This window comes from Pseudomonas sp. Marseille-QA0332 (genome assembly GCF_054950175.1).
The window spans coordinates 3,897,099-3,923,008 of sequence record NZ_CM143106.1; the positions used below are offsets into that span (position 1 = coordinate 3,897,099).

The 25,910-nt window shown below is 59.7% G+C and carries 20 protein-coding genes, 5 tRNA genes and 3 rRNA genes; 20 read left to right on the top strand and 8 right to left on the bottom strand.

Annotated elements, in window-relative coordinates:
- Positions 1 to 43 precede the first annotated feature (43 nt).
- On the bottom strand, positions 44 to 1,930 hold the full coding sequence (gene estP, locus ACY8GK_RS17955; protein WP_462401752.1) for an esterase EstP: 1,887 nt from the start codon (positions 1,928 to 1,930) through the stop codon (positions 44 to 46).
- A gap of 1,532 nt (positions 1,931 to 3,462) precedes the next feature.
- On the opposite strand from estP, the gene ACY8GK_RS17960 reads away from it, so the two are divergent.
- Genes ACY8GK_RS17960 through ACY8GK_RS17975 form a run of 4 tightly spaced genes read left to right on the top strand, consistent with a single transcriptional unit; the run spans position 3,463 to position 6,705 of the window.
- Positions 3,463 to 4,056, top strand: coding sequence for an aminodeoxychorismate/anthranilate synthase component II (locus ACY8GK_RS17960; RefSeq protein WP_196179225.1), 594 nt, complete (start codon positions 3,463 to 3,465; stop codon positions 4,054 to 4,056).
- 9 nt (positions 4,057 to 4,065) lie between these two features.
- A complete protein-coding gene (trpD, locus tag ACY8GK_RS17965) occupies positions 4,066 to 5,115 on the top strand; it encodes an anthranilate phosphoribosyltransferase (protein WP_196179223.1) in 1,050 nt (349 codons plus the stop codon).
- Positions 5,112 to 5,948, top strand: a complete 837-nt coding sequence (gene trpC / locus ACY8GK_RS17970) for an indole-3-glycerol phosphate synthase TrpC (protein ID WP_462401753.1) — start codon at positions 5,112 to 5,114, stop codon at positions 5,946 to 5,948. Before trpD ends, trpC begins: the two co-directional genes overlap by 4 nt.
- A 52-nt stretch (positions 5,949 to 6,000) precedes the next feature.
- The gene (locus ACY8GK_RS17975) at positions 6,001 to 6,705 is read left to right on the top strand and encodes a lipoate--protein ligase family protein (RefSeq protein ID WP_196179220.1); all 705 of its coding nucleotides are present in this window, start codon (positions 6,001 to 6,003) and stop codon (positions 6,703 to 6,705) included.
- A 38-nt stretch (positions 6,706 to 6,743) separates the two neighbouring features.
- Here the strand turns inward: ACY8GK_RS17975 and crp are convergent, their stop codons facing one another.
- Positions 6,744 to 7,388, bottom strand: coding sequence for a cAMP-activated global transcriptional regulator CRP (gene crp, locus ACY8GK_RS17980; RefSeq protein WP_196179218.1), 645 nt, complete (start codon positions 7,386 to 7,388; stop codon positions 6,744 to 6,746).
- Positions 7,389 to 7,575: 187 nt separating this feature from the next.
- Here crp and ACY8GK_RS17985 point away from each other — a divergent pair, with 187 nt between their 5' ends.
- Positions 7,576 to 7,998 (top strand): OsmC family protein, encoded by a 423-nt coding sequence (locus ACY8GK_RS17985; RefSeq protein WP_462401754.1) that lies wholly within the window; start codon positions 7,576 to 7,578, stop codon positions 7,996 to 7,998.
- Positions 7,999 to 8,040: 42 nt separating this feature from the next.
- Here the strand turns inward: ACY8GK_RS17985 and coq7 are convergent, their stop codons facing one another.
- The 4 genes from coq7 to hemJ all read right to left on the bottom strand — a co-directional run bounded on the left by coq7 (position 8,041) and on the right by hemJ (position 10,498).
- Positions 8,041 to 8,688, bottom strand: coding sequence for a 2-polyprenyl-3-methyl-6-methoxy-1,4-benzoquinone monooxygenase (coq7, locus tag ACY8GK_RS17990; protein WP_196179213.1), 648 nt, complete (start codon positions 8,686 to 8,688; stop codon positions 8,041 to 8,043).
- Positions 8,689 to 8,754: 66 nt separating this feature from the next.
- Positions 8,755 to 9,093 carry a histidine triad nucleotide-binding protein gene (locus tag ACY8GK_RS17995; RefSeq protein ID WP_196179211.1) on the bottom strand — a complete coding sequence of 113 codons (339 nt, stop codon included), beginning with the start codon at positions 9,091 to 9,093 and terminating at the stop codon, positions 8,755 to 8,757.
- A 21-nt stretch (positions 9,094 to 9,114) separates the two neighbouring features.
- Complete coding sequence (locus ACY8GK_RS18000) at positions 9,115 to 9,939, bottom strand: SDR family NAD(P)-dependent oxidoreductase (RefSeq protein ID WP_196179209.1); 825 nt, start codon at positions 9,937 to 9,939, stop codon at positions 9,115 to 9,117.
- Between the two features lie 133 nt (positions 9,940 to 10,072).
- Entirely contained in the window at positions 10,073 to 10,498 is a 426-nt protein-coding gene (gene hemJ, locus ACY8GK_RS18005) for a protoporphyrinogen oxidase HemJ (protein WP_196179207.1), read from the bottom strand.
- A gap of 143 nt (positions 10,499 to 10,641) precedes the next feature.
- On the opposite strand from hemJ, the gene argC reads away from it, so the two are divergent.
- Entirely contained in the window at positions 10,642 to 11,676 is a 1,035-nt protein-coding gene (gene argC / locus ACY8GK_RS18010; RefSeq protein WP_196179205.1) for an N-acetyl-gamma-glutamyl-phosphate reductase, read from the top strand.
- Positions 11,677 to 11,825: 149 nt separating this feature from the next.
- On the top strand, positions 11,826 to 12,176 hold the full coding sequence (gene erpA / locus ACY8GK_RS18015) for an iron-sulfur cluster insertion protein ErpA (protein ID WP_196179202.1): 351 nt from the start codon (positions 11,826 to 11,828) through the stop codon (positions 12,174 to 12,176).
- Between the two features lie 60 nt (positions 12,177 to 12,236).
- On the opposite strand, the gene ACY8GK_RS18020 is transcribed toward erpA, so the two are convergent.
- Entirely contained in the window at positions 12,237 to 13,328 is a 1,092-nt protein-coding gene (locus tag ACY8GK_RS18020; RefSeq protein ID WP_196179201.1) for an anhydro-N-acetylmuramic acid kinase, read from the bottom strand.
- 3 nt (positions 13,329 to 13,331) lie between these two features.
- Positions 13,332 to 14,738 carry a peptidoglycan DD-metalloendopeptidase family protein gene (locus ACY8GK_RS18025; RefSeq protein ID WP_462401755.1) on the bottom strand — a complete coding sequence of 469 codons (1,407 nt, stop codon included), beginning with the start codon at positions 14,736 to 14,738 and terminating at the stop codon, positions 13,332 to 13,334.
- Positions 14,739 to 14,945: 207 nt separating this feature from the next.
- Here ACY8GK_RS18025 and tyrS point away from each other — a divergent pair, with 207 nt between their 5' ends.
- The 13 genes from tyrS to tuf all read left to right on the top strand — a co-directional run bounded on the left by tyrS (position 14,946) and on the right by tuf (position 25,905).
- Entirely contained in the window at positions 14,946 to 16,145 is a 1,200-nt protein-coding gene (tyrS, locus tag ACY8GK_RS18030; RefSeq protein ID WP_196179197.1) for a tyrosine--tRNA ligase, read from the top strand.
- 564 nt (positions 16,146 to 16,709) lie between these two features.
- A 16S ribosomal RNA gene (locus ACY8GK_RS18035) occupies positions 16,710 to 18,245 on the top strand.
- Between the two features lie 79 nt (positions 18,246 to 18,324).
- Positions 18,325 to 18,401 (top strand) — tRNA-Ile (locus tag ACY8GK_RS18040).
- Between the two features lie 6 nt (positions 18,402 to 18,407).
- Positions 18,408 to 18,483: transfer RNA gene (locus ACY8GK_RS18045), tRNA-Ala, on the top strand.
- A gap of 227 nt (positions 18,484 to 18,710) precedes the next feature.
- Positions 18,711 to 21,602: ribosomal RNA gene (locus tag ACY8GK_RS18050) — 23S ribosomal RNA — on the top strand.
- Positions 21,603 to 21,725: 123 nt separating this feature from the next.
- A 5S ribosomal RNA gene (gene rrf, locus ACY8GK_RS18055) occupies positions 21,726 to 21,841 on the top strand.
- Together the 16S, 23S and 5S rRNA genes with 2 tRNA genes alongside form the textbook arrangement of a ribosomal RNA operon.
- Positions 21,842 to 22,073: 232 nt before the next feature.
- On the top strand, positions 22,074 to 23,033 hold the full coding sequence (gene birA / locus ACY8GK_RS18060) for a bifunctional biotin--[acetyl-CoA-carboxylase] ligase/biotin operon repressor BirA (RefSeq protein ID WP_462401756.1): 960 nt from the start codon (positions 22,074 to 22,076) through the stop codon (positions 23,031 to 23,033).
- Positions 23,023 to 23,769: a pantothenate kinase gene (locus ACY8GK_RS18065; RefSeq protein WP_462401757.1), complete on the top strand. Its 747-nt coding sequence runs from the start codon at positions 23,023 to 23,025 to the stop codon at positions 23,767 to 23,769. The genes birA and ACY8GK_RS18065 overlap by 11 nt, the downstream gene beginning before the upstream one ends.
- 7 nt (positions 23,770 to 23,776) lie before the next feature.
- Positions 23,777 to 24,199, top strand: a complete 423-nt coding sequence (locus ACY8GK_RS18070) for a hypothetical protein (RefSeq protein WP_196178328.1) — start codon at positions 23,777 to 23,779, stop codon at positions 24,197 to 24,199.
- A 144-nt stretch (positions 24,200 to 24,343) separates the two neighbouring features.
- Positions 24,344 to 24,428, top strand: a tRNA-Tyr gene (locus tag ACY8GK_RS18075).
- A gap of 23 nt (positions 24,429 to 24,451) precedes the next feature.
- Positions 24,452 to 24,525 (top strand) — tRNA-Gly (locus ACY8GK_RS18080).
- A 26-nt stretch (positions 24,526 to 24,551) separates the two neighbouring features.
- Positions 24,552 to 24,627: transfer RNA gene (locus ACY8GK_RS18085), tRNA-Thr, on the top strand.
- Between the two features lie 84 nt (positions 24,628 to 24,711).
- On the top strand, positions 24,712 to 25,905 hold the full coding sequence (gene tuf, locus ACY8GK_RS18090; protein WP_462401758.1) for an elongation factor Tu: 1,194 nt from the start codon (positions 24,712 to 24,714) through the stop codon (positions 25,903 to 25,905).
- The last annotated feature ends 5 nt before the right edge of the window (positions 25,906 to 25,910 follow it).

Sequence of the window (25,910 nt, forward strand, 5' to 3'; positions counted from 1 at the left end):
GCCGGGCCTGGCCGGAGCGGCGCTCGTCAGTCGTGGCCTGGCATCAGAAATCCAGGCCAAGCGCCAGGTTCACACCCTGTTGGGTGAAGTCGCCGCTGTTGCGCCACGTGTAGTTGGCGCGCAGGTGCAGCCGTTGTGCAAGCTCATGGCTGAGCCCGAGGCTCGCCCGCGTCAGGTTGCTGTCGGGGGTGTAGCCGACGAGGGTGAAGCGGTTGTCGGGCAAGGCCGCCAGGTTGAGCGTGAGGTCCCGACGTTCATCCTCGAACTCGTGCTCGCGAGCCACTTCGGCAAACAGCTTCGTCTTAGGTTGCAACATCATGCTGGCTTGCAGGCCAACCCCAGCGCGCCGGGAAGTGCGCTTCTGCTCATCGACCCGCAGCGCGGTCGAGCGTTCGCTGTCCTCGCGGTAGCCATCGACTTCGATCCTGGCGTAATCGGCGCTGATGAACGGCGAAAGCTGCCAAGCACTATCGTCCGAGGCCAGGTCGAACCCCAGCCGACCAGAAGCGGCCCAGGCTTGACCATCGGTATCGCCTTTTTCCATACGCTCGCCGACCCCAAGGGCGAAGGTCCGCTTGAGATCGTCATAAGCCAGATGCCCGCCAGTCAGCGCCGCGTCAGCCCACCAGCGTCCCTGGCGATACTGGGCGAACAGCGTGGCCAGGTAGCTGTCGAGCGTGTAGCGCGAATCGTGCTCGCCCATTTCCAGTTTCTGCCGGGCAGCACTGGCCGCCGCACCGAGCCGCCATGACTGGTTGATCCGGTAGCTGGTGCCCAGGGTCAGGTTGTAGCCGTGTCCATCGCCTGCGGCCGCGCCGGCCTGGCTATCGAAATCGAGCCTCTGGCCGCCTGCCGCGACGATCGCCTGCCATTGGCCGACTGGCTGCCAAGGTGCCTGCCACTGATTGCGCAGTTCATCCTGATGGGCGCGCAGGCTCGCCTGGGCCATTTCCGGAAGGAGTGTGAGTTCCCATGGCGCGGACAGGATCGAGTAGGCATAGTCGGCGATCAGCTGCTGCCCGGCGATGGTCGGATGCACCGCATCGTTGAACAGTAGACGGCTCGGGTCGGGTGAGCTGCCTGCGATCCCGAACACCGGATTGCTTGCACAGTTGGTACCGCTGTAGCAGGTACCTACCAGGTCCTGATCGGTCGCCAGGCCGAATTGCGCCGGGCTGGCCACGGCTTCCTGGAACAGCGCCGGCACGTTCAGCGGGATGATCTGGGCGTCGATCTGGCCCAGCTGGTTCAGCAGAGACTGATTGAACACGCTGGACAGGCGCGACACCGTGCCTTGCAGCGGCGAGCCGCTGAAGTTGGGCGTCTGACCCAGGTCCGGCAACAGCCAGACCATGATATAGCGCGCCCCGCCCTGTTGCAGCGCCTGGGCGCTCGACGCCAGGCGCGCGCCTGCCGCAGCTGCATCGCCAGGGCTGTTGACCCGGCCCTGGAGAAAGTCGTTGCCACCGCCGGTGAGGTAGTAGAGGGCATTGGGATCGGCGAGTCGGCCATCGGCGAGATAGCCGGAACGCTCGCGCAGCCGCTGGCCATTGGGCAAATCCACCGCAGAAGTGCCAGTGATCGAATCGAGGATCTGATCGGTGCGGTAACCACCGACTGCCCAGTTGTTGCCGTCCGGCAAGCCGAGCAGGGCATTGCTCGGTGAAGTCGAGGGCCCCAGTTCGCCAGCCCCGACTCCTAGCCGCGCGCCGAGGATCATCGGCGAAACGGGCGCATAGGTGCCGCTGGCGTCCCGATTGGTGAAGCGGGTGCCATCCGGGAAGTTCGCCGGGTCCGGGAACTGGCCAGCATCGCTCAGGCTGTCGCCGAAAACGATCATGGTCGAGTAGGGGGAGGGGGCGGCGATGGCCTGGCCGATGGACAGCGTCAGTACGCCCAGTAAGGCGCGCAGGAAGGGTGGCTTGCGCATAGGAGGCAGATCCTTTTGTCGGTCTTATAGAAATCCTTGGAAGACATTAGCTGGTGGCTGGATGCCTTGCCGGCTGGGAACGGCCGTGACATTTGTCCAGCATCCTGGCGCTCGGTCATGTCGATACGCTGAAAGCGCCGTATGCGAACCTCGTCATGAGCCAGCCACTTGCCGCTTGAGAGTGAGGCAGGTGCGTGGGGTTGGATAGGGAAAATTTCCCAAGCCGATCAAGAAAGTTCCTGCTGAATGCGGGGGTAAGCGAGTCTGTGCTCTTCTGGCCCTTAATTGACTCACATACAGTACATGCTGTGGGTGGATAGCTGAGAAACAAATTGTGTTGCGAACGATAGCTCAGATCTTTCTTATGATAATAAAAGAAAAATTCTCACATTTACCATTGCTCATGATCGAATGGAATTTGGCCTGTCTTCTTAATTGAGGCTTTCGGGTCTGCAGCTTTATACAGAGGAGGCTTATCATGCTGCTATGTCTGCTAGGGTGGCGAGTCAAGTGAGCAAAATATATGAGATAAGTAATCGAAAGGCTTCTTCAGAGCGGGTAGGTAATATTCGAAGACTCATGGCCGAGGTGGAGCCGGAGTACGTCGAATTGGCGTGGTTTGTTACTGGGTCTGTATCAGAGAAGATTATTACCAAGAGTTTCTGAGAATCAAAGTCGACAATTTACAAGCCAGTGTATCTGATGCTTCGTGATCATCCGGCAACGGTGCTAGGCTATTATTTCAGTAGCGCTGCTATTGAGCAAATCTGGCATGGCACGAGTAAATAAAAATGATGACCGCTTCATCTAGATGTCTCTAGATGGCAGTGATACCAGTCGGTCGCTGTTCGGTGGGCATGATGATATGATTTGACCGAGAAATGAGTTATTAGGTGTGAGTTCTTCTACCATGTGGTAAATCGGATTCTGATTTTCTCGAAATTCAAGATTACGAGAACTTTCCATTTTAAGTGATCTATCGTCGATACAATAGCTCACAGTCGTTGTCCAATCGAATGTTTTCTTGCAAAATTTAAGCAGCGCGCTCATATCAAATCCTGTCCATCCGGCCATCAGGGATCCGACAGACCTTCAAAAAAGTGATCGACGCTCGCTTCGACAGAACGCTATACTCGGGCGAGATCAAGCAGGCACGGCACCCCGCCATGTCTGCACACCCTCGATGGTTAGGTAGCATGACCTGTAACGTAACGACCTTTTTCCCCCAGTGGTGGCGCTTCCAATAGGAAGCGGCAAGTCGTTGCGGTTTGAAACCGGACCCTGCCGCCGTCATCGGCAAGCAGGTTTCAGGATTCAGATAGCTCACCGGTGCGGCGGCTCCAACCCCCAGGAGAACGCCCCATGCCAACATATCTCCCCTTGTCCTGCAGAACCCCTGGAACCTGCCTCTACTTCAGTGGCTGGTATACCGGGCCTGCCCATCCGGCCCGATCTACCGCGGGAGACATGCACGCGCTTCAGGCAGATGCTTCGGGCCTACCATCCCATGAACTCGAGTGCACAGGTGCAACATGTTGCTGATGATCGACAATTATGACTCCTTTACCTACAACGTCGTGCAGTACCTCGGCGAGCTGGGGGCCGAGGTCAAGGTCATCCGCAATGACGAGATGACCATCGCCCAGATCGAGGCGCTCGCTCCTGAGCGCATCGTCGTTTCGCCCGGTCCTTGCACGCCGAGCGAGGCAGGGGTGTCGATCGAGGCCATTCTGCACTTCGCCGGCAAGCTGCCGATCCTCGGCGTGTGTCTTGGCCACCAGTCCATCGGCCAGGCCTTCGGTGGCGAGGTGGTGCGTGCGCGGCAGGTCATGCATGGCAAGACCAGCCCGGTCCACCACCGTGACCTCGGCGTGTTCGCCACACTCAACAATCCCGTGACCGTCACTCGTTACCATTCGTTGGTGGTCAAGCGGGAAACCTTGCCTGACTGCCTGGAAGTCACTGCCTGGACTGCCCATGAAGACGGCGCGGTCGACGAGATCATGGGTTTGCGCCACAAGACCCTGAATATCGAAGGTGTGCAGTTCCATCCGGAGTCGATCCTCACAGAACAAGGCCACGAGCTGTTCGCCAACTTCCTCAAGCAGACCGGCGGCCGCCGCTAAGGAAAGTCCATGGATATCAAGAACGCGCTGAGCCGGATCGTCGGCCAACTGGACCTGACCACCGAGGAAATGCGCGATGTCATGCGTCAGATCATGACCGGGCAATGCAGCGAGGCGCAGATCGGTGCCTTCCTGATGGGCATGCGCATGAAAAGCGAAAGCATCGACGAGATCGTCGGTGCGGTCTCGGTGATGCGCGAGCTCGCCGACAAGGTTGAGCTCGACAGTCTCGACGGGGTGGTCGATATCGTCGGCACCGGCGGGGATGGCGCCAACATCTTCAACGTGTCCACTGCCTCGGCGTTCGTGCTTGCCGCCGCCGGCTGCCCGGTGGCCAAGCATGGAAATCGAGCGGTTTCCGGCAAGAGTGGCAGCGCCGACCTGCTGGAGGCCGCTGGCATCTACCTGAACCTGACGCCCGTGCAGGTGGCCCGTTGTATCGATAGCCTGGGCATCGGCTTCATGTTCGCGCAGGGCCATCATCGCGCGATGAAGCATGCCGCCGGTCCACGCCGGGACCTGGGGCTGCGCACCTTGTTCAACATGCTTGGTCCGCTGACCAATCCAGCCGGCGTACGGCATCAGGTCGTCGGGGTCTTCAACCAGGCACTGTGCCGGCCATTGGCCGAGGTGTTGCAGCGACTGGGTAGCAAACATGTGCTGGTGGTGCACTCCAAGGATGGCCTGGACGAGTTCAGCCTGGCCGCGCCCACTTTCGTGGCGGAACTGAACAAAGGCGAAATCAGCGAGTACTGGGTCGAGCCGGAAGATCTCGGGATCAAGAGCCAGAGCCTGCATGGACTTGCGGTGGACGACCCGCAGGCTTCGTTGGCGCTGATCCGCGACGCGCTTGGTCGACGCAAGACCGAGAACGGCCAGAAGGCAGCGGAGATGATCGTGCTCAATGCCGGCGCTGCGCTGTACGCTGCCGATCATGCCACGACCCTGAAGGCTGGCGTCGACCTGGCCCACGATGTCCTGCATACCGGCCTGGCCTGGGAAAAGCTGCAGGAGCTGGGTGCCTTTACCGCGGTATTCAAACAGGAGAACGAAGGATGAGCGTACCGACGGTGCTGGAAAAGATTCTTGCCCGCAAGGTCGAGGAAGTGACCGAGCGTCGTGGGCGGATCGGCCTGGATGAACTGGAGCGCCTGGCCCGGGCGGCCGATGCTCCGCGCGGCTTTGCCAAGGCGCTGATCGAGCAGGCTGCGCGCAAGCAGCCGGCCGTGATCGCCGAAATCAAGAAGGCCTCACCAAGCAAGGGCGTGATCCGCGAGCACTTCGAGCCGGCGCAGATCGCTGTCAGCTACGAGAAGGGAGGCGCCACCTGCCTTTCGGTGCTGACCGACGTGGATTATTTCCAGGGCGGCGATGCCTACCTGCAGCAGGCGCGCACGGCCTGCAACCTGCCGGTGATCCGCAAGGACTTCCTGATCGACCCGTACCAGGTGGTCGAGGCCCGCGCGCTAGGTGCCGATTGCGTACTGCTGATCGTGGCTGCGCTGGACGACGCGCGCATGGCGGAGCTGGCGGCGACGGCCAAGCAGGTCGGCCTCGACGTACTGGTCGAGGTCCACGATGGCGAGGAACTGGAGCGAGCGCTCAAGACACTCGATACGCCACTGGTGGGCGTCAACAATCGCAACCTGCACACGTTCGATGTCAGCCTGGAAACCACTCTCGACCTGTTGCCACGCATCCCTCGAGACCGTCTGGCCATCACCGAGAGTGGCATCCTCAACCGCGCCGATGTCGAGCTGATGGAAATCAACAACGTGTATTCGTTCCTGGTCGGCGAGGCCTTCATGCGCGCCGAGCAACCGGGGCAGGAATTGCAGCGCCTGTTCTTCCCCGGGCGACCGATACACGGCACTGGGCAATCGCTGGACTGAATGCGCTTTCCAAGCCGGCCGATGCCGGCTTTTTCATGGTCAAGGAGATAGGATGGACGATCAGGTGCTTTCGCTCAGCGTGCAGGCCGGGTTGCACGCCGAACAGGAATTGCTGGCCGCTGTCTGCCGGGGCGAGCGCGACGCCGGTGTATTGTTCTGGCGACCCACGGACCGGGCGTTGGTCATGCCCAGGCGCATGAGCCGCCTCGCCCGGTTCGAGACGGCATGTGCCGAACTGGCCGCCACAGGCTGGCCGATACTGCTACGCGAAACAGGCGGCGAGCCGGTGCCTCAATCCCCGGCGACCATCAACCTGGCGCTGGTCTACGTGGCGCCCCGTAGTGAAGGCGACCACGGGCGTATCGAGAGAGCTTACGAACGTCTTTGCCTGCCATTGTGCCAGGTACTGGAAGAGTGGGGCGGGCTGGCTTCGGTCGGTGAAGTGGACGGCGCCTTCTGTGATGGTCGCTACAACGTCAACCTCGATGGCCGCAAGCTGGTGGGCACGGCTCAGCGCTGGCGCCAGGCCATGGGTGGCAAGCGATCAGTGGTGCTGGTGCATGGCGCAATGCTGCTCGATGACGAGCGAGAGGCGATGGTCGCGGCGGTAAACCGCTTCAACCAGTGCTGCGCCCTTGAGCAGCGTTGTCGTGCCGACAGCCATGTCGCCTTGCACGAACTGGCGCCCCAGGCGCCGTGGCAGGTTCGCCTCGGACAGGTCTACGAACAGGTGCTCGAAGCGCTGCCACGGCACTGAAGGCGTGCAGGCGGCATGAGAACTACGGCCGAGCCTCCTCAGCGGGTGCCGAACACCACCATGGTCTTGCCCCTGACCTGTACCAGGCTGCGTTGCTCCAGGTCCTTGAGCACCCGGCCGACCATTTCCCGCGAGCAGCCAACGATACGGCCGATTTCCTGCCGGGTGATCTTGATCTGCATGCCGTCGGGGTGAGTCATGGCGTCAGGCTGCTTGCACAGCTCCAGCAGGCATCGCGCCACTCGCCCAGTGACATCGAAGAAGGCCAGGTCACCGACCTTGCGCGTGGTATCACGCAGGCGCCGGGCCATCTGGCCACCCAAGGCATAGAGAATGTCCGGGTCCTGGCTGACCAGCTCGCGAAACTTGTCGTAGCCGATTTCCGCCACTTCGCAGTCGGTCTTGGCCCGCACCCAGGCGCTGCGGTGACGTGCCTGGCCAGGATGTTCGAACAGGCCCAGCTCGCCGAGGAAATCCCCTTCGTTGAGGTAGGCGATGATCATCTCGTCGCCGTCCTCATGTTCGATCAGGATGGTCACCGAACCTTTGACGATGAACGACAGGGTCTCGGCCGGATCGCCAGCGCAAAGAATGTTGCTCCTGGCCGTGTAGCGACGACGTTGGCAATGAACCAGCAGCTTTTCGATGTTCTTGATCCTGGGGGCGAGAGCGGAAGCAACCATCATGAAATCCTGTTCAGGCGATGCACTTGGCGTTGTCATGGGCAGCCTGGCGTCGAGCGCCAGTGAATTGGCGTCAGCTTATCAGACACTTTCGGCTCTATCGGCATGCAGGCGACATGTCTTTAGCTTTTCCGCCGGACGCACAACGTCTAAGCTGGCAGTCTTTTGCCAGTTAGGAGTCCGGATAATGAAGGCACGCATCCAGTGGGCCGGTGAAGCCATGTTTCTCGGCGAGTCGGGAAGCGGTCATGTCGTGGTCATGGACGGCCCGCCCGAGGCCGGCGGCCGCAACCTGGGCGTGCGTCCGATGGAAATGCTACTGCTGGGGCTGGGCGGGTGCAGCAGCTTCGACGTCGTGAGCATTCTCAGGAAGTCGCGCCAGGCGGTGGAAAGCTGTGAAGCGTTCCTCGAGGCCGAGCGCGCCGGGGAGGATCCCAAGGTGTTCACCCGGATCCATCTGAACTTCGTGGTCAAGGGCCGTGGTCTGAAGGAGCCCCAGGTCAAGCGCGCCGTGGAACTGTCAGCCGAGAAATATTGCTCTGCCTCGATCATGCTCGACCGCGCAGGTGTGGAGATCACCCACGGCTACGAGATCGTCGAACTCGGCTGAGCGATTGGCGCAGGAGCAGCCGATGGCCGCTCCTGCCGGGTGTCAGATCCGATAGGTACTCTTGGTCATGACCTTGGCCAGCAGGCTCATTCCCAGGCGCACCGGCGCCGGGAAGCGATAGCCACCGGCATCCAGGGCCGACTCGGCATGCTGTGCTTCGTCCGTGCGCATCTGCTCGAGGATGGCGCGTGACTTCTCGTCCTCGACCGGAAGCTGCTGGAGATGTTCGTCGAGGTGCTTGCAGACCTGCCGCTCGGTCGCCGCGACGAAGCCCAGGCTGACCTTGTCGCTGACCAGCCCGGCGAAGGCGCCGATGCCGAACGACATGCCGTAGAACAGTGGGTTGAGCACGCTCGTATGGCTGCCCAACTGGCGAATGCGCTGTTCGCACCAAGCCAGGTGGTCGACTTCTTCCTCGGCGGCATGTTCCATGGCCTTGCGCACTTGGGGCAGCCTGGCGGTCAGGGCTTGCCCTTGGTAGAGCGCCTGGGCACAGACCTCGCCGGTATGGTTGATGCGCATCAGACCGGCTACATGGCGGGCCTGCGGCTCGTCGAGCTCGACGTCCGGCTGGACGATCGCGGGCGAGGGACGGGACGGTTGGCCGCTGAAGGGCAGCAAGGTGCGCAGGGCAGTATCGGCCTGCAGCAACAAGCGGTCGAGCGGCGAGTAGTGACGTTCGGTTGCCATCGGGCACCTCCGCAAGAGTGTGCCCGACAGTGTAACCCAATCGGTCCGGCGCCGGGCTGCCCTGGATCAGCCCGGAGGCCAGTGCATCTGGCGCTGGCCGAGCACGTGCATGTGGATGTGATAGACAGTCTGGCCGCCTAGGTCGTTGCAGTTCATGACCACCCGGAAGCCATCCTCGCAACCGAGTTCCTTGGCCAGGCGCTGGGCAGTGAAGAGGATGTGGCCGGCCAGCCCCTTGTCTTCTTCGGTCAGGTCATTGAGGGTACGGATCGGCTTTTTCGGGATGACCAGGAAGTGCACGGGTGCCTGGGGGGCGATATCGTGAAAGGCCAGGACCTGATCGTCCTCGTAGATGATCTTCGCCGGAATCTCCCGGTTGATGATCTTGGTGAAGATAGTCTCCACAGTACTTGCTCCATGTGAGGGTCAGGACCGAGTGTACCCAGCGTGGTCGCGCTCGCCCAGTGCCTGGTCGGTAGTCACGGGCATGTAACGGCGGTGGATCGCGCCGGCAAGCTTGCGCGTCAGCCAGCGCGGCAACCAGCGCGGCGCCGCGGCCAGCCAGCGATTGCGCCACCCGGGCTGGATCAGGGCGTGGCCCTTCTCGAGCGCGCGGACTGTGTACAGCGCCACTTCCTCGGCGCTCATGCAGTAGCGGCTGGCCTCGAGCCTGGGAATACGACGCCTGCTGGAGCGGATCGGGCCCGGACACAGCACTGAAACCTTGATTCCCGCGCGCTTGAGTTCTTCGCGCAACGCCTCGGAAAAGCTGACCACATAAGCCTTGCTGGCGGCGTAGCTGGCCATCCAGGGGCCAGGGGCACAAGCGGCCAGAGCGGCCACGTTGAGGATCTGCCCACCTCCCTGGACGGCCATCAGGTTGCCGATGGCATGACACAGGCGTGACAAGGTCATGATGTTGACTTCGAGCAGGTCCTGCTCGTCGGCCCATTCCTGGGCCAGGAAGGGGCCATGAGAACGCAGGCCTGCACAGTTGACCAGCAGGTCGATCTGCCGCTCGCCTTCCTCGAGCTCGAGCACGAAACCGGAAACCCGCAGGGGTTCGCTGAGGTCGCAGGCGCGCAACAACACCTCGACGCCGAATCGCTGGGCGAGCTCCAGGGCGATGGGTTCGAGTGCCTCGCGCCGCCGTGCCACCAGGATCAGGCTGCGTCCCCGTCGCGCCAGTGCTTCGGCCAGAGCCAGGCCCAGGCCGCTGGACGCACCGGTGATCAAGGCGTAACGGGTCATGCGCTGCTCCTGGGCGGCAAAGGTGGGCGCCTAGTGTACAGCGAGGCCGGACGTCCTGGCGCCCTTCGCACGAGCGGGCGCCATTGCCGCGACGGCTGTGCGCAGCCGTCCGGCGAGGCAGGCACCGATAGGCTCAGAAAGGCTTGACCACCACCAGGATCACGATGGCCAGCAGGATGACCACCGGAATCTCGTTGAACCAGCGGTAGTACACGTGGCTGCGCTTGTTCTGGCCATTGGCAAAGCGCTTGCGCTGCGCGCCACATACGTGGTGGTAGCCGGTCAGCAGGATGACCAGGGCCAGCTTGGCGTGCAGCCAGCCCTGGCTGAGAAAGCCGGGACTGAGGGTGACCAGCCAGATGCCGAACACATAGGTGGCGATCATGGCCGGGTTCATGATGCCGCGATACAGCTTGCGCTCCATGATCACGAAGCGCTCATGGCTCACGCTGTCCTGGCTCTGGGCGTGGTAGACGAACAGCCGGGGGAGGTAGAACAGGCCGGCGAACCAGCACACCAGGCTGACGATATGCAGGGCCTTGATCCATAGGTAGAGCATCGGGTTGCTTCCTTCAGGTTTTTCACGGTCGTCAGATAGTAGAGACCAGGCGCCCGCGCGGCTATCACAACAGTTGTGACGGGCGGCCGGCGTCCCTATCATCGTCGGTTTACCAGTCGCTTCGTTGATAGGGGGCATGCGTCATGATCAAGGTCGGTATCGTCGGCGGCACGGGTTATACCGGGGTCGAGCTGTTGCGTCTGCTGGCACAGCATCCACAGGCCGAGGTGGCAGTCATCACTTCGCGCTCCGAAGCCGGCGTGGCTGTCGACGACATGTACCCCAACCTGCGCGGGCACTATGACGGCCTGAAGTTCAGCGTGCCTGACAGCCAAGCGCTTGGTGCCTGCGACGTGGTGTTCTTCGCCACGCCGCATGGTGTGGCCCATGCCTTGGCCGGCGAGCTACTGGCGGCCGGCACCAGGATCATCGATCTTTCCGCCGACTTCCGGCTGCAGGATGCGATCGAGTGGGGCAAGTGGTACGGCCAGCCTCACGGCGCCCCGGAACTGCTCAAGGATGCGGTCTATGGGCTGCCGGAAGTCAACCGCGAGAAAATCCGTCAGGCGCGGCTGATTGCCGTACCGGGTTGCTATCCGACCGCCACCCAGCTGGGCTTGCTGCCTTTGCTGGAGGCTGGCGTGGCTGATCCGGCACGACTGATCGCCGACTGCAAGTCCGGGGTCAGCGGCGCCGGTCGCGGCGCTTCGGTCGGCTCGCTGTTCTGCGAGGCCGGCGAAAGCATGAAGGCCTATGCGGTCAAGGGGCACCGGCATTTGCCAGAAATCAGCCAGGGGCTGCGCCTGGCTGCCGGAGGCGAGATCGGCCTGACCTTCGTGCCGCACCTCACCCCCATGATCCGCGGGATCCATGCGACCTTGTACGCCACTGTCGCCGACAGATCGGTAGACCTTCAGGCGCTGTTCGAGAAGCGTTACGCGAACGAGCCGTTCGTCGATGTCATGCCGGCCGGCAGCCACCCGGAAACCCGCAGCGTGCGTGGCGCCAACGTCTGCCGCCTTGCTGTGCACCGGCCAGAGGGCGGTGACCTGGTCGTGGTCCTGTCGGTGATCGACAACCTGGTCAAGGGCGCGTCCGGGCAGGCGGTCCAGAACCTCAACATCCTCTTCGGCCTGGACGAACGCATGGGCTTGTCCCACGCGGGTCTGCTGCCCTGAGAGGAAAGACTGGCAAGCGCAAGCCGCAAGCTCAAAACCAATGGCGATCAGCTTGCAGCTTGCCACTCCCATAGTTGACCAATTTTCTAGGTGAAGCGGATAATACGCGCCATCACGGTTTACAACGGCATTGCGCCGGGAGAGTCTGCATGAGCGTCGAAACCTTCATCCCCACGATGCTGGAGTTCACCCCAGGGGCAGCGAAAAAGGTCAAGACCCTGGTCACCGAAGAAGGCAATGACCGCCTCAAGCTGCGGGTGTTCGTGACCGGGGGCGGCTGTTCGGGTTTCCAGTATGGCTTCACGTTCGATGAGGACGTGGCCGAGGACGATACCGTGGTCGAGCGCGAAGGCGTGGCCCTGGTGGTCGATCCGATGAGCTTCCAGTATCTGGCTGGCGCCGAGGTGGATTACCAGGAGGGTCTGGAGGGCTCGCGATTCGTCATCAAGAACCCTAACGCCACCACCACCTGTGGTTGTGGTTCTTCCTTCTCGATCTGAGTCGTCGAGCGAAACGGGACGCCGCGCATATAGCGCGGCGTCTTACATTGCGCAGCCTGCTCAGGCCGGGTAGATGGCACCAAGGATGCGCAAGCCACTGGCGGCGGTCACGCTAGGGCGATTGGCCGCGATGCCTTCCAGGCAGCAGTGGGCGAGCCAGGCGAAGGCCATGGCCTCGATCCAGTCAGGGTCGATACCGTAGGCCGCCGTGCTCTGGACACTGATGCCAGGCAGCAAGGCCGCCAGGCGGCGCATCAACACGGTATTGTGCGCGCCGCCACCACATACCAGCAAGCATTCGGCGGTTCGCTGGGCCTTGAGCAGCGAGTCGACGATGCTCCGGGCGCTCAGCTCGAGCAGCGTGGCTTGTACATCTTCGTCCCGGCAGTTCGGCAGGTTGCCCAAGTGACGGTCCAGCCAGGCGAGGTTGAAGACTTCGCGCCCCGTGCTCTTGGGGCCGCTTCCGGCGAAAAACGGGTCGCCCAGCAGGGCGGCAAGCAGGCTCGTGCAGACCTCGCCGCTAGCTGCCCAGGCGCCTCCATCGTCATACCGACGCCCCAGCTTGCGTTCGATCCAGGCATCGAGCAACACATTGCCCGGACCGCAATCGAACCCGCGAACCGGCAGGTCCCGTTCGATCAGGCTGAGATTGCTGAAGCCGCCAATGTTGAGCACGGCCACGCGCAGGCCCACATGAGCGAACAGCGCTTCGTGGAAGGCAGGAACCAAGGGAGCCCCTTGGCCGCCGGCAGCGACGTCCCTGCGCCTGAAGTCGCTCACCACGTCGATCCCGGTCCGCTCGGCCAACAGGGCCGGGTTGCCGATCTGCACGGTGAAGCCGCGAGCAGGCTCATGACGCACGGTCTGCCCATGACTGCCGATGGCTCGTACCGCCTGCGCCGCCACCTGCTCGCGCGTCAGCAGCGCATCGATGCCTTCGGCGGCAAGGCTCGCCCAGCGGTTTTCCGCCAAGGCCGCGCGGGCGATCTCGTCGGGACCGCTCGCGCAGAGTTGCAAAAGCTCCCGGCGCAGGTCGGCGGGCATGGGAACGTAGTGGGTAGCGAGCAGCCGAAGCTGCTCGCCTTGCTCGATCAGGGCAATGTCCAGGCCGTCGAGGCTGGTGCCTGACATCACCCCAAGGTAGAGCGCCATGCGTCAGCGCTTGTTCGAGGCGAGCAGGGTGGCCTTTTCCTGATCCATGCGGGCGATCAGTGGCTTGCTCTGCTGCAGGAAGCGCTGGCGCTCGCTCTTGGCGATCGGGTCGGCCATGGGCACCTTCTGGCTAAGTGGATCGACATGCACCCCGTTGACCTGGAACTCGTAATGCAGGTGTGGCCCGGTGGACAGTCCGGTGGTGCCGATATAGCCGATGATCTGCCCTTGCTTGACGTTGCTGCCGGTCTTGATGCCCTTGGCGAAGCCCTGCATGTGTCCATAGAGGGTCTGATAGGTATTGCCGTGCTTGATGATCACGGTGTTGCCGTAGCCGCCGCGACGACCGGCCAGCAGTACCTTGCCATCACCGGCGGCCTTGATCGGCGTGCCGCGCGGCGCGGCGTAGTCCACGCCTTTGTGCGCCCGGATCTTGTTCAGGATCGGGTGCTTGCGTCCAGCCGAGAAGCGCGAGCTGATGCGCGCGAAATCGACCGGGGTGCGAATGAAGGCCTTGCGCAGACTGTTGCCGTCGGCGGTGTAGTAACTGGTATTGCCCTGCTTGTTGGTATAGCGCACGGCGGTATAGGTCTTGCCACGGTTGGTGAAACGGGCCGACAGGATATTGCCGGTACCGACCACCTTGCCGTCCATGACCTTCTGCTCGAAGACCACATCGAATTCATCGCCTGGGCGGATGTCCTGAGCGAAGTCGATGTCGTAGCCCAGCACGCGCGCCAGGTCCATGGTCAGGCTGTGGGACAGGCCGGCGCGCTGCGCCGAGGCCGACAGCGAACTCTTGATGACGCCGTGGGCGTAGGCAGTGCGCACGACCGGCTTGCTGATTTCACGATCGAAGGTGTAGCCCTTGTCCGTGCGCGTCAGGCGAATGCTTTCCAGGCTGCTCACCTTCGAATGCAGGCTGGCCAGTCGGCCCTGGTCGTCCAGTTCGAACTGCAACACCTGGCCATGCTTGAGCTGGGCGAACTGGCTGGCCTGCTTGTTGCTCGCCAGGACTTCGTGGACCGCATTGGCCGGCAATCCGACCTTGGCGAAGAGCGTGGAAAGCGTATCGCCCTTGGCGACAGTCACTTGCCGATGGCCCGACGGCGTCTCGGTCTTGTCGACAGCGGCAGCGTTTTGCTGCTCGACGGCCGGGGTCGGTTCCTCGACCTGGGCGAAGGGTGAGCCAGCCTGGTCCTGGCCCCGGGTCAGCGGGGCGGCGCGAGATTCGTCCGTGAGCTGGGAGGCAGGACTTTCGAGTTCGAGGCTGAGGTTGGTGCGCTTGGCCTCGACATCGCTGGAAGGGAAGACCAGCAAGGCGAGGCTGAGCAGCGCGGCGATACCGCTGGCGGCCAGGATATGGCTCTTGGGATAGAACGGCGGCGCTTTAGGCGTGTCGTTGGGCATGGGAATGACTTTGAAAAGGTGAAATGGAATAGATGAATGACATGATGAAGATGAAATAACTGTATAAAATATAACCAAATCCGTTTCGGCGCAAGGGCGACAGACGCTCGCAGGTGGCCTGCGAGTCACATGCCCTGCCAAACTTGTTTTTGATGGCCGATCTTGTATGGTTGGCTCCCTTTGAATCTGAGCCTTGCGGGTCTTTGTATGAAGTCGGTTGAAGAGCAGCTGGCGCTTATCAAGCGCGGTGCGGAAGAGGTGCTGGTCGAGTCGGAGCTGGCAGAGAAACTCAAGCGTGGCCAGCCGCTGCGCATCAAGGCGGGCTTCGACCCGACGGCCCCTGACCTGCACCTGGGACACACGGTACTGATCAACAAGCTGCGCCAGTTCCAGGAGCTGGGTCACCAGGTGGTTTTCCTGATCGGTGACTTCACCGGGATGATTGGTGATCCGAGTGGCAAGAGCGCCACCCGTCCGCCGCTGACTCGCGAGCAGGTGCTGGAGAATGCTGAGACCTACAAGCAGCAGGTGTTCAAGATTCTCGACCCGGCCAGGACCGAAGTGGCGTTCAACTCCACCTGGATGGACCAGCTTTCGCCAGCGGACTTCATCCGCCTGGCTTCCCAGTACACCGTGGCTCGGATGCTCGAGCGCGATGATTTCAACAAGCGCTACGGCAGCAATCAGCCGATCGCGATTCATGAGTTTCTCTACCCGCTGGTCCAGGGTTACGACTCCGTTGCGCTGAAGGCGGACGTCGAGCTCGGCGGTACCGACCAGAAGTTCAACCTGCTGATGGGGCGCGAACTGCAGCGTGCCTATGGGCAGCAGGCGCAGAATATCGTCACCATGCCCTTGCTCGAGGGGCTCGATGGCGTGAAGAAGATGTCCAAGTCGCTGGGTAACTACGTAGGCATCCAGGAAGCGCCGGGCGTGATGTATGGCAAGCTGGTCTCCATCCCCGATACCTTGATGTGGCGTTATTTCGAGCTGCTCAGCTTCCGCTCGATGGAAGAGATCGACGAGCTGCGCGCGGATGTCGAGAAGGGCGCCAATCCTCGGGACATCAAGATCAAGCTTGCCGAAGAGATCGTCGCACGTTTTCATGGTGAGGAGGCTGCGGCCAACGCTCATCGTGCTGCCGGGAACCGCATGAAGGACGGCGAGCTGCCCGAGGACCTGCCCGAAGTAGAGTTGGTGGCGGACGAGGACATGCCGATCGCCGCCGTGCTTAACAAGGCGGGCCTGGTCAAGAACTCCGCCGCGGCCCGCGATCTGCTCGGTGCGGGCAGCGTCAAGGTAGATGGCGAAGTGGTCGATCGCGGTTTCATCTTTGCGCTCGGCAAGACTCATGTGTGCCAGGCTGGCAAGAAAGCCTTTGCGCGCATCGCCCTGAAGCGATCCTGAGTCTGGCGCGGTTGATCTGACGGGGAGAGGTGTTGCCTTTTCCCTTCAGTTCGACGATATGAAACCTTCTTGAAATAAAAGCTTGACGGCCTTTCGAATCCCCTTATAATGCGCACCACTTCCGACGCAGTCGAAACGGAAAACTCCTTGAGAATCAAAGGGTTGGACGGATCAGGCAGGCTCGGGAGGGCTTCGGTCGACTGATCGGCAGCGGTGAACAAGGTGGTTGACAGCAGGTTTCAACGCTGTATGATTCGCCTCCCGCTACGAGCAATCGCCAGCGAGTCAAGTGGTTGAAGTTGAACGAGATTCTCGGCAAATACTTCGAAATAAACGCTTGACAGACGATGAGGACAGCGTAGAATGCGCGGCCTCGGTTGAGACGAAACGCTCTTGGCCAAACGCTCTTTAACAAATCGAATCAAGCAATTCGTGTGGGTGCTTGTGAGTTTGGACTGATAGTCACCAAGATTATCAGCATCACAAGTGACACATGAGCAATCATAGTAGTCATTTGAGATTGCTGAGCCAAGTTTAGGGTTTCTTAAAAACCCAAGCAGTATTGAACTGAAGAGTTTGATCATGGCTCAGATTGAACGCTGGCGGCAGGCCTAACACATGCAAGTCGAGCGGATGACGGGAGCTTGCTCCCGGATTCAGCGGCGGACGGGTGAGTAATGCCTAGGAATCTGCCTGGTAGTGGGGGACAACGTTTCGAAAGGAACGCTAATACCGCATACGTCCTACGGGAGAAAGCAGGGGACCTTCGGGCCTTGCGCTATCAGATGAGCCTAGGTCGGATTAGCTGGTTGGTGAGGTAACGGCTCACCAAGGCGACGATCCGTAACTGGTCTGAGAGGATGATCAGTCACACTGGAACTGAGACACGGTCCAGACTCCTACGGGAGGCAGCAGTGGGGAATATTGGACAATGGGCGAAAGCCTGATCCAGCCATGCCGCGTGTGTGAAGAAGGTCTTCGGATTGTAAAGCACTTTAAGCCGGGAGGAAGGGCTGTAGGCTAATATCCTGCAGTTTTGACGTTACCGGCAGAATAAGCACCGGCTAACTCTGTGCCAGCAGCCGCGGTAATACAGAGGGTGCAAGCGTTAATCGGAATTACTGGGCGTAAAGCGCGCGTAGGTGGTTGATCAAGTTGGATGTGAAAGCCCCGGGCTCAACCTGGGAACTGCATCCAAAACTGGTCGGCTAGAGTACGGTAGAGGGTGGTGGAATTTCCTGTGTAGCGGTGAAATGCGTAGATATAGGAAGGAACACCAGTGGCGAAGGCGACCACCTGGACTGATACTGACACTGAGGTGCGAAAGCGTGGGGAGCAAACAGGATTAGATACCCTGGTAGTCCACGCCGTAAACGATGTCAACTAGCCGTTGGGATCCTTGAGATCTTAGTGGCGCAGCTAACGCATTAAGTTGACCGCCTGGGGAGTACGGCCGCAAGGTTAAAACTCAAATGAATTGACGGGGGCCCGCACAAGCGGTGGAGCATGTGGTTTAATTCGAAGCAACGCGAAGAACCTTACCAGGCCTTGACATGCAGAGAACGCCCCAGAGATGGAGCGGTGCCTTCGGGAACTCTGACACAGGTGCTGCATGGCTGTCGTCAGCTCGTGTCGTGAGATGTTGGGTTAAGTCCCGTAACGAGCGCAACCCTTGTCCTTAGTTACCAGCACCTCGGGTGGGCACTCTAAGGAGACTGCCGGTGACAAACCGGAGGAAGGTGGGGATGACGTCAAGTCATCATGGCCCTTACGGCCTGGGCTACACACGTGCTACAATGGTCGGTACAGAGGGTTGCCAAGCCGCGAGGTGGAGCCAATCTCACAAAACCGATCGTAGTCCGGATCGCAGTCTGCAACTCGACTGCGTGAAGTCGGAATCGCTAGTAATCGCGAATCAGAACGTCGCGGTGAATACGTTCCCGGGCCTTGTACACACCGCCCGTCACACCATGGGAGTGGGTTGCACCAGAAGTAGCTAGTCTAACCTTCGGGAGGACGGTTACCACGGTGTGATTCATGACTGGGGTGAAGTCGTAACAAGGTAGCCGTAGGGGAACCTGCGGCTGGATCACCTCCTTAATCGACGACATCAGCCAGCTGATGAGCCCCCACACGAATTGCTTGATTCCTTGTAGAAGACGATCAAGACCCTGCATATAGGTCTGTAGCTCAGTTGGTTAGAGCGCACCCCTGATAAGGGTGAGGTCGGCAGTTCAAATCTGCCCAGACCTACCAGTTTCTGGGGCCATAGCTCAGCTGGGAGAGCGCCTGCCTTGCACGCAGGAGGTCAGCGGTTCGATCCCGCTTGGCTCCACCACCTTGCCTGTCGTCAGAACCTAGACATGAGTCTTCCTCGTGAAGATTGATGTCTGGCTTTTGTCAGATCGTTCTTTAAAAATTCGGATGTGTGATAGATATAGACTGATGATCCCTTTCACTGGGGGTGATCAGGCTAAGGTAAAATTTGTAAGTGGCTCATGCGAGCCATGCGAATTTTCGGCGAATGTCGTCTTCACAGTATAACCAGATTGCTTGGGGTTATATGGTCAAGTGAAGAAGCGCATACGGTGGATGCCTTGGCAGTCAGAGGCGATGAAAGACGTGGTAGCCTGCGATAAGCTTTGGGGAGTCGGCAAACAGACTGTGATCCAGAGATCTCTGAATGGGGGAACCCAGCCAGCACAAGCTGGTTATCTTGCACTGAATACATAGGTGCAAGAGGCGAACCAGGGGAACTGAAACATCTAAGTACCCTGAGGAATAGAAATCAACCGAGATTCCCTTAGTAGTGGCGAGCGAACGGGGACCAGCCCTTAAGCCGGTTTGAGATTAGTGGAACGCTCTGGAAAGTGCGGCCATAGTGGGTGATAGCCCCGTACACGAAAATCTCTTGCCGGTGAAATCGAGTAGGACGGAGCACGAGAAACTTTGTCTGAACATGGGGGGACCATCCTCCAAGGCTAAATACTACTGACTGACCGATAGTGAACCAGTACCGTGAGGGAAAGGCGAAAAGAACCCCGGAGAGGGGAGTGAAATAGAACCTGAAACCGTATGCGTACAAGCAGTGGGAGCAGCTTCGTGCTGTGACTGCGTACCTTTTGTATAATGGGTCAGCGACTTATATTCAGTGGCAAGCTTAACCGTATAGGGGAGGCGTAGCGAAAGCGAGTCTTAATAGGGCGTCAAGTCGCTGGGTATAGACCCGAAACCGGGCGATCTATCCATGGGCAGGTTGAAGGTTAGGTAACACTGACTGGAGGACCGAACCGACTACCGTTGAAAAGTTAGCGGATGACCTGTGGATCGGAGTGAAAGGCTAATCAAGCTCGGAGATAGCTGGTTCTCCTCGAAAGCTATTTAGGTAGCGCCTCATGTATCACTGCTGGGGGTAGAGCACTGTTTCGGCTAGGGGGTCATCCCGACTTACCAAACCGATGCAAACTCCGAATACCAGCAAGTGCCGAGCATGGGAGACACACGGCGGGTGCTAACGTCCGTCGTGAAAAGGGAAACAACCCAGACCGTCAGCTAAGGTCCCAAAGTCATGGTTAAGTGGGAAACGATGTGGGAAGGCTTAGACAGCTAGGAGGTTGGCTTAGAAGCAGCCATCCTTTAAAGAAAGCGTAATAGCTCACTAGTCGAGTCGGCCTGCGCGGAAGATGTAACGGGGCTCAAACCATGCACCGAAGCTACGGGTGTCACCACCAGGTGACGCGGTAGAGGAGCGTTCTGTAAGCCTGTGAAGGTCAGTCGAGAGGCTGGCTGGAGGTATCAGAAGTGCGAATGCTGACATGAGTAACGACAATGCGAGTGAAAAACTCGCACGCCGAAAGACCAAGGTTTCCTGCGCAACGTTAATCGACGCAGGGTTAGTCGGTCCCTAAGGCGAGGCTGAAGAGCGTAGTCGATGGAAAACAGGTTAATATTCCTGTACTTCCGGTTATTGCGATGGAGGGACGGAGAAGGCTAGGCCAGCTTGGCGTTGGTTGTCCAAGTTTAAGGTGGTAGGCTGGGATCTTAGGCAAATCCGGGATCCCTAGGCCGAGAGCTGATGACGAGTTGCCACTAGGCGACGAAGTGGTTGATGCCAGGCTTCCAGGAAAAGCTCCTAAGCTTCAGATAATCGGGAACCGTACCCCAAACCGACACAGGTGGTTAGGTAGAGAATACCAAGGCGCTTGAGAGAACTCGGGTGAAGGAACTAGGCAAAATGGCACCGTAACTTCGGGAGAAGGTGCGCCGGCGAGGGTCAAGGACTTGCTCCGTAAGCCCATGCCGGTCGAAGATACCAGGCCGCTGCGACTGTTTATTAAAAACACAGCACTCTGCAAACACGAAAGTGGACGTATAGGGTGTGACGCCTGCCCGGTGCCGGAAGGTTAATTGATGGGGTTAGCGCAAGCGAAGCTCTTGATCGAAGCCCCGGTAAACGGCGGCCGTAACTATAACGGTCCTAAGGTAGCGAAATTCCTTGTCGGGTAAGTTCCGACCTGCACGAATGGCGTAACGATGGCGGCGCTGTCTCCACCCGAGACTCAGTGAAATTGAAATCGCTGTGAAGATGCAGTGTATCCGCGGCTAGACGGAAAGACCCCGTGAACCTTTACTATAGCTTTGCACTGGACTTTGAACTTGCTTGTGTAGGATAGGTGGGAGGCTATGAAGCGTGGACGCCAGTCTGCGTGGAGCCATCCTTGAAATACCACCCTGGCAACTTTGAGGTTCTAACTCAGGTCCGTCATCCGGATCGAGGACAGTGTATGGTGGGTAGTTTGACTGGGGCGGTCTCCTCCCAAAGAGTAACGGAGGAGTACGAAGGTGCGCTCAGACCGGTCGGAAATCGGTCGCAGAGTATAAAGGCAAAAGCGCGCTTGACTGCGAGACCCACACGTCGAGCAGGTACGAAAGTAGGTCTTAGTGATCCGGTGGTTCTGTATGGAAGGGCCATCGCTCAACGGATAAAAGGTACTCCGGGGATAACAGGCTGATACCGCCCAAGAGTTCATATCGACGGCGGTGTTTGGCACCTCGATGTCGGCTCATCACATCCTGGGGCTGAAGCCGGTCCCAAGGGTATGGCTGTTCGCCATTTAAAGTGGTACGCGAGCTGGGTTTAGAACGTCGTGAGACAGTTCGGTCCCTATCTGCCGTGGACGTTTGAGATTTGAGAGGGGCTGCTCCTAGTACGAGAGGACCGGAGTGGACGAACCTCTGGTGTTCCGGTTGTCACGCCAGTGGCATTGCCGGGTAGCTATGTTCGGAAGAGATAACCGCTGAAAGCATCTAAGCGGGAAACTTGCCTCAAGATGAGATCTCACTGGAGCCTCGAGCTCCCTGAAGGGCCGTCGAAGACTACGACGTTGATAGGTCGGGTGTGTAAGCGCTGTGAGGCGTTGAGCTAACCGATACTAATGGCCCGTGAGGCTTGACCATATAACACCCAAGCAATCTGCAGCGCAGGTTGCGGTGAGTGAAGACGCAGCACCGAAAATTCGCACCTTGCATCACACATCCGAGTTGGCCGACACGTCCCCTGGACGGATCGGCACCGTTTTTCTTGGCGACCATAGAGCATTGGCACCACCTGATCCCATCCCGAACTCAGCAGTGAAACGATGCATCGCCGATGGTAGTGTGGGGTTTCCCCATGTGAGAGTAGGTCATCGCCAAGATTCATTCCGCAAAACCCCTGACTGCGACCGCAGCCAGGGGTTTTGTCCTTTCTGGGGTTCAGGCGGCAAGCCGGGCGTGGCCTCGGGGCATCCGGCGCTGGCCTGGAAGGCTTCGAACGCCTGGGCCAGCGCCTTGGTCCGTTGCGGCCTAGGGCAGCGAACTCCTGTCTTTGCCTATGCAATCCCCTGGTGCATGGCTATGATGCCAGCCTTATTCCAAGTCGAGACTGGCATGCTGAAGTTGTTGAATCTCCTCAAGGATGGCCGGTTTCATTCCGGGCAGGCTCTGGGGGCTGCTCTAGGGGTGAGTCGCAGCGCTGTCTGGAAGCAGCTGCAGCACCTGGAAAGCGAGTTGAATCTAACCGTTCACAAGGTACGAGGGCGCGGCTATCAGCTCGCGGCTCCATTGAGCTTGCTTGAGCGGGAAGCGATAGATCGATATGCGCAAGGCGAAGCCTGGCCAATTTTCATCCACGACACGATCGATTCGACCAATGCCCAGGCACTGCGAGACGTGGCCCGGGGCGAGCTGGCTCCGTTCCTGGTGCTGGCCGAGCGTCAGAGTGCAGGGCGCGGGCGTCGTGGTCGCCATTGGATAAGTCCGTTCGGTGAAAATCTCTATTACAGTCTGGTACTGCGTATCGATGGTGGGATGCGCCAGCTGGAGGGTCTGAGCCTGGTGGTGGGCCTTGCGGTGATGCGTGTCCTTCAGGCCTTGGGTGTGTCGCATGCTGGGCTCAAATGGCCTAACGATGTGCTGGTCGGCCAGCGCAAGATAGCCGGCATTCTCCTCGAGTTGGTAGGCGATCCGGCTGATGTATGTCATGTAGTGCTGGGAATCGGTATCAACGTGAATATGCAGCACAACGACCAGGTCAACCAGCAATGGACCTCCATGAAACGCGAAGCCAGCATGACAGTGGATCGCAATCGGCTGGTCGCCATGCTCAATCAACAGTTGCGACACGAGCTGGAGCGCCATCGCCGCTATGGCTTCGCAGCTTTCCAGGAAGAGTGGGAGCAAGCCAATCTCTGGCAGGATCAGGCGGTCACGCTCATTGCGGGAAGCAACCGTATCGACGGAATCGTGCTGGGCGTCGATGGGCAAGGCGGGCTGCGCCTGGATATCGATGGCGTTGAAAAGAGCTTTAGCGGTGGTGAGCTCAGTCTGAGGTTGCGAAATGATACTTGAGCTCGATTGCGGCAACAGCTTCATCAAGTGGCGCGTCATCAGCGTCAAGCATGCGCTCGTCGAAGCAGGCGGCTTCGTCGATTCGGACCAGGCGCTTCTGGATGCAGTGAGGGAGCTGGAGGTCGAGCTGAAGGCGTGCCGCCTGGTCAGCGTGCGTAGCGAGGAAGAAACCGAGTCGTTGTGCGGCTTGTTGAAAGAAGCATTTCAAGTGACAGCGCACGTGGCGCAGCCTTCGCTCGAAATGGGCGGAGTGCGCAACGGCTATGACGACTTCCAGCGCCTGGGCATGGATCGCTGGCTGGCTGCCATTGGGGCGTATCATCTGGCCGGCGGGGCATGCCTTGTGCTGGATTTCGGAACGGCCGCCAAGGCTGACTTCGTGTCGGCGGAGGGTGAGCATCTCGGTGGTTATATCTGTCCCGGCATGCCATTGATGCGCAGGCAGCTGCGAACGCATACCCGGCGAATCCGCTATGACGATGACTCTGCCGAGCGGGCCCTGGCAAGCCTGGCCCCGGGGCGTTCGACGGTCGAAGCGGTAGAGCGTGGTTGCGTGCTGATGATGCAGGGGTTTGCAGCTGTGCAGGTGGAGCAGGCGCGCCGCCTGCTTGGGGACGACTTCACGGTCTTCCTGACCGGCGGGGATGCGCCGCTTGTGCGCGATGCAACTGTGCCTGCGCGAGTCGTGCCTGATCTGGTCTTCGTTGGTCTGGCCATCGCCTGCCCGTTGGATTGAGGTGATTATGCGTTGGTTGTTCCTGCTTTTGCTCGTGCTGAATGTCGTCTACTACATATGGAGCCAGCAGCAGGCGCCGGTGAAAGCAAAGGAAGTGGCCTCCCTGTCCTTGTACAAGGGAAGCCAGCAAGAGATCCGACTGCTGCGTGAGCTGGGCGGCACTCCCAAGCGGCGTGGTGACGAGTGCCTGGTGCTTGGTGGTTTGCAGCAGCCTGAGCGTCTTGAGGCGCTCAGGCAACGATTACTGGCGCTGGATATCAATGCCTCTGCGGCCGTGCTTTCCCAGCTGGATGCAGAGGGGGCGTGGCTGTTAGTGGCGCGCGACAGCGAGCGCCTGTTGGATGAAGCCGTGCTAGCAAGTCTTTCGAGAGATTTCAAAGACTTAAAACACAAAATTATTTTATGCGAGGGTATTGCAACTGGCGAATAGCTTGATAGAATGGCGCCCGCTTCACAGGGAACATCACTTAGGTGGCAACCCAGAAGCAGCTGTCGAACTAAGCTAACCTCAAGATTTTAATGAGAAAAAGCTTGACAGCAGGACGGCAAGAGTTGAAAATGCCGCCCACGCTCAGGAGGGGTTCCCGAGCGGCCAAAGGGATCAGACTGTAAATCTGACGTCTTCGACTTCGAAGGTTCGAATCCTTCCCCCTCCACCATTTTAGCGAGAGCTGCAGGCTCCGCGGGTATAGTTTAGTGGTAGAACCTCAGCCTTCCAAGCTGATGATGCGGGTTCGATTCCCGCTACCCGCTCCAAGTTTGCTGTTTTTGCAAGGTGTTACGCTCTTGTAGCTCAGTTGGTAGAGCACACCCTTGGTAAGGGTGAGGTCAGCGGTTCAAGTCCGCTCAAGAGCTCCATATGACAAGGCAGATATGAAAATATCTGCCTTTGTTTTAATGGCGGTAGTGACTTGCTCATTTCTTCTGCGGAGGATTGTCTCGATGGCTAAGGAAAAGTTCGAACGTAACAAGCCGCACGTCAACGTCGGCACCATCGGTCACGTCGACCATGGCAAGACCACGCTGACCGCAGCTCTGACTCGCGTCTGCTCCGAAGTCTTCGGTTCGGCCAAGGTCGACTTCGACAAGATCGACTCCGCTCCGGAAGAGAAGGCTCGTGGTATCACCATCAACACCGCGCACGTAGAGTACGATTCCGACATTCGTCACTACGCGCACGTTGACTGCCCAGGCCACGCCGACTACGTCAAGAACATGATCACCGGTGCTGCCCAGATGGACGGCGCGATCCTGGTCTGCTCGGCCGCCGATGGTCCGATGCCTCAGACTCGCGAGCACATCCTGCTGTCCCGTCAGGTTGGCGTTCCGTACATCGTTGTCTTCCTGAACAAGGCTGACATGGTTGACGACGCCGAGCTGCTGGAACTGGTCGAGATGGAAGTTCGCGACCTGCTGTCGACTTACGACTTCCCAGGCGACGACACCCCGATCATCGTTGGTTCGGCTCTGATGGCCCTGAACGGCCAGGACGACAACGAGATGGGCACCACTGCCGTCAAGAAGCTGGTCGAGACCCTGGACAGCTACATCCCCGAGCCAGAGCGCGCGATCGACAAGCCGTTCCTGATGCCGATCGAAGACGTGTTCTCGATCTCCGGTCGCGGTACCGTGGTAACCGGTCGTGTCGAGCGTGGCATCGTCCGTATCCAGGAAGAAGTCGAGATCGTCGGCCTGCGTCCGACCACCAAGACTACCTGCACCGGTGTCGAGATGTTCCGCAAGCTGCTGGACGAAGGTCGTGCTGGCGAGAACTGCGGCGTGCTGCTGCGTGGCACCAAGCGTGACGACGTCGAGCGTGGTCAGGTTCTGGCCAAGCCGGGCTCGGTCAAGCCGCACACCAAGTTCACCGCGGAAGTCTACGTACTGTCCAAGGAAGAAGGCGGCCGTCACACTCCGTTCTTCAAGGGCTACCGTCCTCAGTTCTACTTCCGTACCACTGACGTGACCGGTTCGTGCGAACTGCCGGAAGGCGTGGAAATGGTAATGCCAGGTGACAACATCCAGATGGAAGTCACCCTGATCAAGACCATCGCCATGGAAGACGGTCTGCGCTTCGCCATCCGTGAAGGCGGTCGTACCGTCGGCGCCGGCGTCGTAGCAAAAATTATTGAATAAGTAGT